This is a genomic window from Vibrio sp. TAP-3B, assembly GCF_057784735.1.
In genome coordinates, this window is the sequence record NZ_CM173496.1 from 998,880 (window position 1) to 1,011,526 (window position 12,647).

Here is a 12,647-nt window from a genome sequence, read left to right on the forward strand (position 1 = left end):
ATGGTCGAAATGCTAAAACAAAATATTCGTAAAATTCGCTATTTCACTACGCTAGTTTCCATCGTTTTGACGGTGATCGCACTGGTTGCTCTAGGCTTTAAAGGGTTGAACCTAGGCTTGGATTTCACTGGTGGTATGGTGACAGAAGTGAAAGTCGATAAGCCGTTAACCAACCACGATCTGCTTGATGCACTGCAACCAAAACTTGGTGAATCAACCTCTGTCACCCGCACAGGTGAAGATGGTCGTTGGCTTATTCGTTACTCCGCCCCAGAAGAAGGACAAACTCTGCCAAGTGTGGAAGAGGTATTAAAGCCAGTTTCACATCAAGTTGATGTCGTCAGCAACAGTATTGTTGGTGCTCAAGTTGGTCAGGATTTGTTTGAGCAAGGCGGTTTAGCACTATTGATTTGTGTGCTGAGCATTCTTGGTTACTTGTGTTTCCGTTTTGAGTGGCGATTAGCGAGCGGTTCTATATTTGCTCTGGCTCATGACGTAATTGTCGTTCTTGGCTTCTTTGCTGTTACCCAGATGGAGTTCAACTTAACGGTTTTTGCTGCCGTGTTGGCAATTTTAGGCTACTCATTGAATGATTCGATCATCATTGCAGACCGAATCCGTGAGCTACTGATCGCGAAACAAAGTTGGAAAATGGAAGACATCAATGACCAAGCTGTCATCGCGACATTCTCTAGAACGATGGTGACTTCAGGCACAACACTGATTACTGTTGGTGCATTATGGATGATGGGCGGAGCACCGCTAGCGGGTTTCTCAACCGCGATGTTTATTGGTGTGCTATCCGGTACATGGTCGTCCATTTCCATTGGTACCGTATTGCCAGAGCGGTTCAAACTCGAACCGAAGCATTACTTGCCTGTTGAGATTGATACCGCGCCGTAATGCGAGGTGCTGAAGGTAAAAAAGTAAAACGCCACTCAGTTTGAGTGGCGTTTTACTTTGTGCTATTTCACACGCATCAAGCGGTGTTTGACGTGACCTAAATCGAACTCAATGATTTGAGAGCGCTTCATCGATTCAACCAGGCGCAGCATAGATGCGTGATAACCTTTCTTTTTCATCCATTGCAATGGCTCAGAAAAGCTGTCCTCGTTTACGATGTAAGATTCACCTTTGTGTTCTCCGGCATAAACGTTTACGACCCAAACCCGGGTCTGAAAGTCTAATGCTTCACTTATGTTTTGCGTGATTTTTCTTAGGATATTTTTCATCATTTTCAGCGTTGCTTTAGCTCAGTAATAGCCAAACACCAACTCCCATCATTAAAGTGCCCGCGATACGGTTCATTAGGCGTACATTCTTTGATTGACCCAACACGCGTTTCAACCCTTTACCACCCGTGGCGTAAAGAGACATACAAATGAACTCAAAAAGAAGAATGATGGAGACAAGCACGATCAGCTGTGGAGCAAGAGCCGCATTTTGGTCGATAAAAGGCGGCAGCAGAGAAATCATAAATGCCCAGCCTTTTGGGTTTGCGATAGCGGTAACGAAGCCTTGCATGATGAGCGCGACATTGCCACTTTTGGGTGTCTCCAAAGTATCGACATTTATTGCCAACTTACCTCGAGATCGCCACATTTCTACACCAAGGTAGAGTAAGTAGCCGCCACCAATAAACTTTAGTGCGATAAACATCCAAGGATAGTTGAGCATGATCGCTGCGATCCCTAGTACAGCCGAGACTGAAACCAGCGCGACACCGACCAGTTCACCAATCATCATCCATAATGTGCGGCGATAGCCGATACTCATGCCTAGCGTTAAAGCGAGCGTCATGCACATCCCAGGGGTGATGGAAACGAAAAAGAAAGTAGGGATGAACATACTAAGTAATGCAAAATTCATAGATATTTTGGAATTAGTAATTAAAGATAGCTCACAAAGATAGTGCAAAGCGAAGAAGGATGCTACTACAAAGAGAGAGGATATTTCAGTTGAGTGCGGTATAAGTTTTGACGGCAGCTTTATGGATTGAAGAGCATCATCGTCAGCCTTTTTCTTTACTGGCCCTTGATTGAAACACAACAAAAAGAACGAATGGTTTTATTTTCTTAATTGCTCTTTCTGCCAATGACTGTTCATTTGTCTACACTTATAGTTCGGCTTTTCGTAAACATATTGTGAAAACGCAAGTAAACGACCAGCATTTGGGTTGAAGCGATGATGGTACAATCAAACCATTTGATTGCTTATTAATCACAAAAGAGTGGAAGTTAATAAAAGAGAAAAAGATAGTGCTGGGTTAAGGATACACTTCAAACCACAAAAGGTGACGGTATGAACATGGAATCAACCATTATTGAATATACTGTGGCAATTATAGGCTTACTTATGACAGGCGTGACCCTCTGAGCAAAACAGCCCAGAGGGTAGAAAGCGTTATCGATTAATGTTGTAGCGAGCCGCAGCGGCTTCTTCTGACGAGACAACCGTTTTACCAATCGGCGCGAGAGAAATTACCGCAAGTTTCAAGTGTTGGAGCGCAAATGGAATACCGATTATCGTGACAAAACACGCTGCGGCGGAGAGCACATGACCGACAGCCAGCCAAATGCCTGCAAACACAAACCAAATTACGTTACCTATCACACCAAGAGGGCTAGTGCCAATGTCCATCTCGTTGGACAATTCATCACGCGAAATGGCTTCTTTGCCGAATGGGAAAAAAGAAAAGTTACCCATAACGATACAAGCGCGTCCCCATGGTATTCCGATGATGCTGATGAACGCTAGGATACCGAAAAACCACCATAGCAATCCCATAAACACGCCACCAAATACAAACCAGATGATGTTGCCGAGTGTTCTCATTCTATTTCCTACTTCTAATATGTGATGATGTATCATGCGAATGCCACTCCTAACACTCCTAAATAGGTGCGAGCAGCAATTCTAACCTCAATTTTTGAGCAGCTTAATCGCTTTAAGCTTAACAGAATATGAATGTTTTCAATCAAAGTTTATAGTGAGATTGAGGTATCTAAAACCTTACACTCCAAACTTAATACCTTCAGGTTCTTCATTTTTAACTCGTGGTTAGTATAGGAAAGGAACCCGTGTTTAGCGCCGATAAATAAGCCGAATCCAGTCAGACTTTGATCGCTTTCTCGACATAGTGATAAATCCGCTGAGCAAGTTGGTGGCTGGCAATATTGCGGTGTACGACTTCACTGGCGAGTGTCCCGGATTGAATGACGTCAAACCAATCGAGCAACATCGAGTGGAAACCTTTGCCTGTAAGCATTGGCGTCCAGTCTTTCAAGTTAACTTTTTGCTCTTGGTTGTTTTGCCACCGCTTACCTTCAACAAAAGAATCAAACTCGACTGCTGTGTTGGAGTAACAAGCTTGAACGCGCTCTGTTGTCATACCGAAGTGGCGGTTCATTGAAGCATGTAGCAGGGTCTCGCCTTGTTGCCACTGAATATCCAAACGTGCTAATTGGTTGCCATCAAACTGATGCGTAATATATGCATCTTGCAAATCGGCTTTGGCGGTTACGTTCACGCTATCGAGCGGATGGATAAAGTCATCAAAAATAAAGGTACGAATATCCCCTGGCAGTTGGTGTCGATTTTTTTCCCAACGTAATGATTTCAAGCCAGAGATATTACCTTGCTGTACCCCCTGCATATGTTGGTTATACAGCGGGATATGACGGCGATTGAACCCGACGTACAGCGGTTGATTTACTCGCGCCGCGATATCGTAAAGCTTTTCTACGGCTTCTGCACTGTCAGCCAATGGCTTATCAACAAAGGTGGGAATGCCTTGGAGTAAAAAATATTCCGCGATTTGAAAGTGGACGCTTGTCGCAGCATGGATCATCACCGCATCCACACCGAAGCCAACGAGCTGTTGGTACTCTTGGCAGGTTTCAGTGATACGATATTGTTGCGCGAGTGTCTTAAGCGTGTCTGAATTGCGAGTGCATAATACCAGTTCAATATTGGGAAGTTGCGTGATAACAGGAAGGTACGCTTTCTGAGCAATGTCTCCCAAGCCAATGATGCCTATTTTCATCTTGGTCCTTATGTTTCGATGTGTGGATAGCAGATTGGTATTATAACGCTCAACGAAGTGATTAGTTTAAATGTCTTTGTATAAAAAAGCCTGACTCACATTTTGGTTTAGGCTTTTTGTTTTCGTTTAGAAAAAAGGGCTTAGGCAGACTGACAGGTTTTAAATAAGTCGAGGTGCGCGTCATAAGCATTGGTGACAATTTTTTCTAACGCTTTGAGTTTGTTGATGGTTTGTTCCAACACAAAATCGGTGTAACGAATCGTATGGTCGTTTGAGTTGAGGTCTATCAGAAAACAAAAAAGGCGCATTATGTGCGCCTCAAGAAGGTATGACTACGGGGTTTATTCCGCTGTGGAAACGACGCTGTTGTCGCTACCAAAAGTGTTAGGTATGTAAGCGTCAGCTTGTGGATCGTTGTCCCATTTTGCTTCGTTGAATAAGTAGCGGAACTCTATATTTTGTTCCTTGGGTAAACGTGTTTTAAATTTAAACTGACCACTTTTCTTTACGAGTTTCATTGGCTCCGGTTGCCAGTTATTAAAATCCCCTGCAATTTGAACTGATTCCCACTGTTTTTTGTCTAGCTCGAAAGTAACTTCAACTTCATCTTTCGTTTTAAAGAATCTCTTTTTCAGCATTGATCTTTCCTTGTTCGTGCAAAAATTGTTCTAACCATTGTTCGAGATTTATAATTACTCGGGTTTTAGAATGATTTCAAGTTTTATCGCATTAACGCTGGTATAGAATAAAGAAAACATTTGAATAATGAATGGCTTATTTATCTTTACGCTTGTATGGAAAAGGGGGGAGTATTATCGATCGTCGACGATTGCGACAATAATAGCCACAGGCATGGACAGATGAGGTCATACAAAAAGCGCCAAGCCATGCATTAGGACCACACTCAAGGTCAACTTGCTTCTCATTCCCTGATAGCCTTTTGGCTCGGACTCATGTTCTACTTTTCTGGTCAGTTTTTCTGCGTACCAAACCGCAACGTACCCAGAGACTAGGAGTAGGATTGCCACAGCATCATGATTGTGTGCTTGTAATAATGCTCCCCAAGCGAGCAAAACAAATAAGTTACTCAGCACTAACACATTGTGACTGAGGCGATGGTAATAATGATCGATGCCGTTGCCCCAAAGGATACCGGACAAAAAGCTCAAGATGACCGCACTGTAAGTGATAAAAAGCTGTTGACCACTTAGGTTGAACAATGTCTTATCTGTAGCGATCAGCAGCAAACTAAGCACGAATGGTACTAAACCTAAATAGCCGAGTTGTAGCATGGTTGAGCGTGTTGTCATGGTCGATACCCTACAATTGTTGATCTATCATATTGGTAAGCGTAGTACTAGTTGGTGATGTTGAGCTCGGAAAAGTCGCGATTACTTTGCCCTCAGAGTTGATAAGAAACTTGTAAAAATTCCACCTAGGAGTAATGCCCGCTTGAGTAGTGATCTCGGTAAACACAGGGTTTGCATCCGAACCTAAAACAGAAGAGCGAGCCATCATAGGGAAGGTGACGCCATAATCGAGGTAACAAACTTTTGCTGTATTGCCTTCACTCCCTTTATCTTGTTTAAAGTCATTACTCGGGAAACCAACGACGACAAAGTTTTGATGCTTGTATGTCTGATACAGCACTTCTAATTGCTCGAATTGTGGAGTAAAGCCACATTGACTGGCGGTGTTGACAACTAATAGTGTTTTGCCTTTGAAGCTTTCGCATAAGTCAATTTCTTCTATGGAATTAAGTAACCTTTGCTTACCTTGAAGAATATCTGGACAAGTTGAAGCAAAGGTGAGGGGACCCACCCCGATTAATCCTACAGCAATGAAATGGGTGAATATTCCTTTCATGTTAGCGCTCCTTCGTTTTTACTCAGTATAACTACTCATCAATAGAAGAATTCGATCAAAAAAGCCGCACAATATAGGTGCGGCTTCATTCAGTATGAATATTTGGTACTACGCGAGCTTTAATTCAACTTGGTTACGGTAAGTCACCATGTCTTCAATGGTTAAAACGGGCATGTTGTGACGTCGGCCAAACGCGATAATTTCAGGGGTTTTCGCCATCGTACCATCAGGATTGGTGACCTCACACAGTACGCCAGCAGGTTGTAACCCTGCCATTTGCATCAAATCAATCGTGCCTTCTGTATGGCCGCGGCGAGTCATGACGCCACCAAGGCGAGCGCGGAGAGGAAATATGTGACCCGGACGAGCAAGGTCTTCTGGCTTTGCATTCGGGTTTGCTGCCGTTTTTATCGTGGTAACGCGATCTGCCGCAGAAACGCCTGTTGTCACACCAACTTTCGCTTCAATTGACACGGTAAATGCGGTTTGGTTTGCGCTGTTATTGTTTATCACCATCGGCGGTAGTTCCAGTTTATCTGCCTGAGCATCCGTAAGGCACAAACAAACGATACCACTGCATTCGCGGATCATCAGCGCCATTTGTTGGTCAGTAAGATGCTCGACGGAATAAATAATGTCGCCTTCATTCTCGCGATCTTCATCATCAAGAAGAAGTACACCGCGACCTTGTTGTAATGCAATGAGTGCGTTTTCAACGCGAGTGATAGGCTCGCCAAATTCGGCAAGTAGTGATGACTGATTCATGGTTAACTCCTAACTATTACCAGAATCAGGGCGGTATGAGAGATCGGCATAAATGCGATCCAAAAAGAAGCGCACCAGAGCGGCTCACAATGTGAGTCAGTATTGGCGTATTCTTATTCTCTTTCATCCGGACTATAACCGTCGGCTCTGGCCTCTCACCAGATCTGCTGACCTCGACGAATCGAGCGCTCGCGGGCTGACTCAAAAAGAGTATACCGCCGGTGGGGAATTTCGCCCCGCCCTGAGAACAATTAATAAAATGCGCCACTTCACCTTTAGTCGGAGGGAAAGTGGCGTTGGGATAATACTGCTAACGGAATAACTTGGAAAGCGGATTTAAATAGTACAACGGAAAAGTGTGCTATCGACGGAAATAACCAGTGCGGATGAAGTGGTCTATCTGCTCAGGAACAAATGTATTGTAGATGAGACTAGTATGGGTTTGTTTGGCTTCAATATGGTCTTGCATGCCCTCTAATCGAGTTTCTTCAACCGTGACGGTACCATCGGACATCGTATTATCATCACGAATTAACAACGGACGAGCGCCGATTGGAACCGTGCCAGCAATGCTACCAAGCTTTTGAGGGAACGCCCATTTGTCTTGATGTTTGTTTAAGCCGTGATTGGGAGAATTACCCAAAATAGCCCCTAGTCCAAGGTTTTGAATTCGATCAACAATTGATGCACCTTTTAGGGGAGAGCCAATCGCAATAACGTGAGAAATGAGCTTGGTGGTTGGCTTTCTACTGGCAAGATATCGTTTGATCATCAAGCCGCCCAAACTGTGCCCAACCAGAACATTGGTTGTCAGCGGGTTGAGTGCTTGATCAATAGAGTTGAACAATGCCGCTTCGTTAATTGATACCGTGTTGTAACTCAACACGTGAGTTTCATAGCCGAGTTTACGTAGCTTCTGACTAAGAGGCTGCATGACCAACCCATGCATATAAAGACCATGTAATATGATGACTTTCATAATGACCCTAGATGTATGATGTTCTCATAATCCTACTCCATATTGAATGTAACTACTTGTCTTTTATCCGTAACTGACGCATATCAGCAACTGAAGCCCCACTTTCTATTGAAACGAACAATAGGGGACCTGGTTGCCTGTTTACTACACGTTAATTGACCATCTTAAATTAAAAATTTGTGGGCGATATTTCGTGGCGTTGACGTATCACGCATTATGTGCGTGACGCGGTCACATGAATTCCTGTGTAGCCCGTGTCTTTCTATTAAGCAGAGGATTAAGAATCAGGAAGCTGATAGTCGCGGCAAGGACCGAGTTGATAGGAACAATGCCCGGTAGGGAGAGTCCACTCCCTACCCCCACTACCACGGCGGTAATGCCAGCCCAGTTTACGGTTGGAAATTGAGTGGATTCAAAATTGACGTAACGTTTACGGTTCATTAAGAAATCCGCAATGATCACGCCTCCAATCGGCGGAATAGCAAGCGAGAGAAACGTTAACCATTCTACAAAGTTGTTGTATAACCACAGCGCGCATAATGTGCTGACCAAGCCGCTGGCCATTGAGATGTATTTGCTTGGAAACCTCGTGATGTTGGAGAAACCAAGACTCGATGCGTATAGCGCGTTATCGTTTGTTGTCCAGATATTTAATCCCAAGACAATGACCGCTGGAATGAATAAGCCCTGTGCCAGCATGACTTCCGAAATGTCTGACTGACCAGTTACTGACGCACCAACAGCACCGAAGAGAAACATTAACGTGTTGCCAATAAAGAAGGCGATCATAGTGATCATTACTGCCCCCTTTGGTTTTTTAGCGAAACGAACAAAATCAGCGGTCAAAGTCCCTGCGCTAATGAATGACCCGACGACCATCGCAAGCGCAACAGAAAAGTCTAACGGTTCGGTTGGCTGAGCTTTTTGTAGTTCGGCAATGCCGCCAATGCTATTGACTGCCTCAACCATAGAGTAACCACCGAGTAGGGCAATAGTGGGAACGGCAATCGCAGACAAGATCATAAGAGCGGAGATCCCAAAGTAAACCGTTGAAGTCATCAGCATGCCAGAAACGATGATCAGCGTATCGGTGTTAATTCCGGTCGCTTTATGCACTGAAACTGAAAATATGGCAACGCCAACACCAAACCAACCCACTAGAGTCGCGCCAAGCAATGCGGAAGGAAGCCAAGAACCTTTAGAGCCAAAAGAGAAACGAGCAAGAAGATGAGTGGAAAGACCAGTGGATGCGCCAATGTAACCGAGGAAAGAAGTGTAAATACCGAGGATTAAATTACCAATGAGAACCGCGAGGAAAAAGTCATTAAAAGAGAGTCCAGTGCCGAGTGAACCGCCCGTCCACATACTTGCAGAGAAAAAGGTGAGTCCTAACATCACCATAGTGAGTGGAGCCATGCCCTTTCTCGCTGAATTAGGAACTGGTTTAAGACTGTAGTTATTGTCTCCAGCCATTACTACCTCCGCAAAGCCAATAAAATATTCAATTATTGCGCCTGATTTCAAGTAAACGGGGCGTATTATGGTTATATAAATCAGTTAGTCAATAATAACTTATATTTAAACGTTTGCTTGTTAGGTTTTTACTTTTTTGGTTCTATAACAGATGTTTACAATAATAAACTTTAATATTTAAAAAATTTTTACACGTGTTTTTAGGTCTTGTTTAATATGGTTTTTATATAAAATAAGAGTTTCATGTCTTTTATGCGTTTTGTTGATTAAATTTATCTATAAACGGAATTTAGTCTGCCGAATCGGCGGAAGGTAGAAAATAAGAGCAGAAAGGTAAGAGTGCTAAGCAAAAAAAAGCCAACCGCAAAGAGTGCGATTGGCTTATATATATGTGAACAAATCGAGTTCACTAACAACGTCAGTTGGCTAGGTGACCCTCGGCTTAAGAAGGGTCATCATCATTTAAGCATTTACTGTGCCAACATTTGAACGTCCGAAAAGCGTGGTTTCTCTGACATACGTTGCTTAAGTTTGATTCATTTTTGCAATTTGCAGTTGCGTTATGCAAATTATCTTTATTGTGCTAATGATTGTTTGGTTAACAATATTAATATTTACATCATGACTAGGCTTGCCGTGCCCAAGAAGGCAAAAAAACCGACCACGTCAGTAACCGTTGTTAAAATGACGGAGCCAGCAAGTGCTGGATCCAATTTAAACTTATCCAAAATGATGGGTATTAACACTCCAAACAGTGCGGCTGTAATAATATTGACACTAATGGCTAATGCTATCGTTCCACCTAATAAGGGCGATTGGAACCACAACCCAGACAAGCCACCAATGATCAAAGCCCAAGCAATACCATTAAGAGACCCTATTCCTAATTCATTTTTTAACAGTTTGAAGCGGTTACCCGGCGTAATCTGGTTGAGTGCCATTGCACGCACCATCAGCGTCAGTGTTTGGCTACCAGCAATACCGCCCATTGAGGCGACGATTGGCATGAGAACTGCTAATGCGACGACTTGAGCAATCACCTCTTCAAACAGACCAATAGTGACAGAGGCTAAAATAGCGGTAAGCAGGTTAATACCAAGCCAAACGCCACGCTTTTGTGAGCTTTTGAGTACCGGAGCGAACAGGTCATCACCTTCATCCATACCAGTACCTGCCATTAAGCGTGCTTCGTAAATTTCTCGTTGGGTACTCAATGCAAATTGCCAATCCACTTCACCGATCAGCGTTTGGTCTGCATCAGTCACAGGAAGCGCAGGCAGAGCACTGTGCTCTAGCGCCTCGACGGCTTCTGGTAGTGCCATCTTACTGTCGAGTATGGTGACGGTCTCAATGGCGAGGTCGGTCAGCTTAATATTGGGTTCGCTTCTCAATATTTCGTAGTAATTTACGGCCCCTCGAAACTGCTTATTGCGGTTAATTAAATACACATGTTGAGGCGTATCGTAACTGTAGCGCTCTAGCAGCTGTTTGGCTGTGCCGACTGTAATATTGAAAGGAAGTGTGATGATTTTACGCTCAGCCCAGCGGCCCAGCTCTTCATCTTCGTATTCATTTGCTTGATCATAAAGTTCAAGCTCATCTTTCTCGATTAATGCCAAAGCTTCGTTAATGATTGACTCTGGCAGTGAATCTGCCCATTCGATGAGCGAGAGGTTATCGAGTTTTGCGAGTGTGAGTTTCAGCTCAATGTCTGACAGCGCATTAATGATCGAAAAGCGAACGTCCGCACGCATTTCTGTCAGAACGTCGATGTGCAGCTCTAGCGGTAATGCTCGCCACAACCGAATACGGTCATCTATGGGAAAAGCTTCGAGGATCAAAGCAACCGCACTCGGCTCTAAGCCAGCTTCGATAGCATCATTGAGAGTGGCGATTTGGTCTGCTTCTTCGGCTTGGCCAATCTGTTGTATTAAAATGGAGAGGTCTTGAAACTTGCTCACCGAGCACCTCGATAGTTAATTGGTTTATTGAAGTATGGTATGGCATACAATTCCAGTACAACAGTATGCACCAAACTTTGATCAAGGTATTCGAAAGTTTCAGAAAAACAATAGGCTATTGAATATCGGTATTGAGATAAGGCTGCACTAATTTCCGAATATTTACTTTTGCGCCGATGCGCGCAGCCAGTAAGTACATTCCTCCAATTTTCCGATGCAAAAATATCGCATCAGCAGGCGGTGTGTGCCAATAATCTTGTTCCATACTCAGAATGGTGCCAGCCTCGCGAAGTTTTAATGCTAAGTCACTGGCTTTAAAATCATAGGCTTCATCAATTAGCATTGGTTCGCATGCCATCTTAACTAAGTTTAAAACGGCGTTGCGTTGCTCAGGCATGATATTTTGACTGAAAAAACCGATTTGCTCTAAGGCGTCATTCAAGCCTTGCTCATCATTATTCACAACAGATGCAAAGACCTGACGATAACCAGTGCTAAATTGTTCACTGTATTCGCGTGTGGCACCAAAATCCAATAAACCAATCTGGCGTGTGTTCTCGACATACAAGTAGTTAGCAAAGTTAGGATCGGTTTGCACCATTTTTAGCTCGAACAATTCGCGGAAGAGCAGTTCCAGTAGACTGTGCATTACAAAATCACGAGTGCTCTGGTTGAAATGTGCCATTTTTTCAATAGAGTTGCCTTCGATGAATTCCATTGCCAGTACCGAATCAGAACAACTTTCGGTGTGGATTTTAGGCACGATGAAATGAGGACAATCTTTCAGTGCGTCGTGATAGCGTATGGCAAATTGCGCTTCGCGTTTATAATCCGCTTCGTCGTGCAGCTGCTTTTTCGCTTCTTCAAGTAGTCCTTTGTAATCAACCGACTCAGGGATCAACCCGACCACTTTGAGCAGCGTACCAACATTGTCAACGTCACTATCGATACTTTTACGGATACCCGGATATTGTACTTTCACTGCTAGGCTGTCTCCTGCATCACTGTAGGCTTGGTGCACTTGGCCAATGGAAGCACTGGCCATCGGCTTAAAGTTGAAAGAGAGAAACTGTGTTTTCCAATCGACTCCCAGTGAATTTTCCATTACCCCATTAAGTTGTTTCGCTGGCATGGGATCGGCGTTAGAGCGAAGGCGAGAAAGGATGTCCGCGAGCTCAGGCTCCAGCACATCGCCAGCGTCCATCGATAACATTTGACCGAGCTTCATCGCTGCGCCGCGAAGGTGAGCAAGTTGATCGGTCAGTCTCGTAATGTTTTGTGGCGTTAAGATGAGATCTTTGGCTTTCGGCCTATTGCCTTTGGCGATTTGCTTGGTGCCTTCTGCAATTACATTGCCTGCGACACGTGTTGCAAGCGAAGCAAACTTACTAAATCTTGAAATGCGATGGGTGGGTAGGTTTCTTTCCTTTGCCGACATGAATCCTCTCTCCATTTTTTTTATTTGTTCATAATTTTTTGTTATACGGTGAAAAGGTAAGCCTTGATACAAATAAAAGAAATCCGTCACTGTAACCAGCGGTGAACAGAACATCGCGTG

General features: G+C 43.9%; 14 protein-coding genes and 1 riboswitch. Of the genes, 1 reads left to right on the top strand and 13 read right to left on the bottom strand.

Annotated elements, in window-relative coordinates:
* Positions 1-903 (top strand): protein translocase subunit SecF, encoded by a 903-nt coding sequence (gene secF, locus AC3D28_RS18970; protein WP_488536327.1) that lies wholly within the window; start codon positions 1-3, stop codon positions 901-903.
* A 62-nt stretch (positions 904-965) separates the two neighbouring features.
* Here secF and AC3D28_RS18975 read toward each other — a convergent pair whose 3' ends face one another.
* The 13 genes from AC3D28_RS18975 to AC3D28_RS19035 all read right to left on the bottom strand — a co-directional run bounded on the left by AC3D28_RS18975 (position 966) and on the right by AC3D28_RS19035 (position 12,527).
* Complete coding sequence (locus AC3D28_RS18975; protein WP_098414491.1) at positions 966-1,232, bottom strand: hypothetical protein; 267 nt, start codon at positions 1,230-1,232, stop codon at positions 966-968.
* A 16-nt stretch (positions 1,233-1,248) separates the two neighbouring features.
* Positions 1,249-1,869 carry a LysE family translocator gene (locus AC3D28_RS18980; RefSeq protein WP_098413735.1) on the bottom strand — a complete coding sequence of 207 codons (621 nt, stop codon included), beginning with the start codon at positions 1,867-1,869 and terminating at the stop codon, positions 1,249-1,251.
* 534 nt (positions 1,870-2,403) lie between these two features.
* Positions 2,404-2,835, bottom strand: a complete 432-nt coding sequence (locus AC3D28_RS18985) for a YccF domain-containing protein (RefSeq protein WP_488536328.1) — start codon at positions 2,833-2,835, stop codon at positions 2,404-2,406.
* Positions 2,836-3,112: 277 nt separating this feature from the next.
* On the bottom strand, positions 3,113-4,045 hold the full coding sequence (locus tag AC3D28_RS18990; RefSeq protein ID WP_488536329.1) for a Gfo/Idh/MocA family protein: 933 nt from the start codon (positions 4,043-4,045) through the stop codon (positions 3,113-3,115).
* A gap of 140 nt (positions 4,046-4,185) precedes the next feature.
* Positions 4,186-4,353 carry a hypothetical protein gene (locus AC3D28_RS18995; protein ID WP_488536330.1) on the bottom strand — a complete coding sequence of 56 codons (168 nt, stop codon included), beginning with the start codon at positions 4,351-4,353 and terminating at the stop codon, positions 4,186-4,188.
* Between the two features lie 33 nt (positions 4,354-4,386).
* Complete coding sequence (locus tag AC3D28_RS19000) at positions 4,387-4,683, bottom strand: isoamylase early set domain-containing protein (protein ID WP_488536331.1); 297 nt, start codon at positions 4,681-4,683, stop codon at positions 4,387-4,389.
* Between the two features lie 228 nt (positions 4,684-4,911).
* The gene (locus tag AC3D28_RS19005; RefSeq protein ID WP_488536332.1) at positions 4,912-5,355 is read right to left on the bottom strand and encodes a DUF3429 domain-containing protein; all 444 of its coding nucleotides are present in this window, start codon (positions 5,353-5,355) and stop codon (positions 4,912-4,914) included.
* Between the two features lie 10 nt (positions 5,356-5,365).
* Entirely contained in the window at positions 5,366-5,911 is a 546-nt protein-coding gene (locus tag AC3D28_RS19010) for a glutathione peroxidase (RefSeq protein ID WP_488536333.1), read from the bottom strand.
* A gap of 108 nt (positions 5,912-6,019) precedes the next feature.
* Positions 6,020-6,676, bottom strand: a complete 657-nt coding sequence (ribB, locus tag AC3D28_RS19015) for a 3,4-dihydroxy-2-butanone-4-phosphate synthase (RefSeq protein ID WP_488536334.1) — start codon at positions 6,674-6,676, stop codon at positions 6,020-6,022.
* Between the two features lie 111 nt (positions 6,677-6,787).
* Positions 6,788-6,929, bottom strand: a riboswitch (FMN riboswitch).
* 108 nt (positions 6,930-7,037) lie between these two features.
* Positions 7,038-7,655, bottom strand: coding sequence for an esterase/lipase family protein (locus AC3D28_RS19020; protein ID WP_488536335.1), 618 nt, complete (start codon positions 7,653-7,655; stop codon positions 7,038-7,040).
* 231 nt (positions 7,656-7,886) lie between these two features.
* Positions 7,887-9,128 carry a cytosine permease gene (gene codB / locus AC3D28_RS19025; protein ID WP_488536336.1) on the bottom strand — a complete coding sequence of 414 codons (1,242 nt, stop codon included), beginning with the start codon at positions 9,126-9,128 and terminating at the stop codon, positions 7,887-7,889.
* Between the two features lie 614 nt (positions 9,129-9,742).
* Positions 9,743-11,089, bottom strand: coding sequence for a magnesium transporter (locus tag AC3D28_RS19030; RefSeq protein ID WP_488536337.1), 1,347 nt, complete (start codon positions 11,087-11,089; stop codon positions 9,743-9,745).
* Positions 11,090-11,204: 115 nt separating this feature from the next.
* Positions 11,205-12,527, bottom strand: coding sequence for an ABC1 kinase family protein (locus AC3D28_RS19035; protein WP_488536338.1), 1,323 nt, complete (start codon positions 12,525-12,527; stop codon positions 11,205-11,207).
* Between the last annotated feature and the right edge of the window lie 120 nt (positions 12,528-12,647).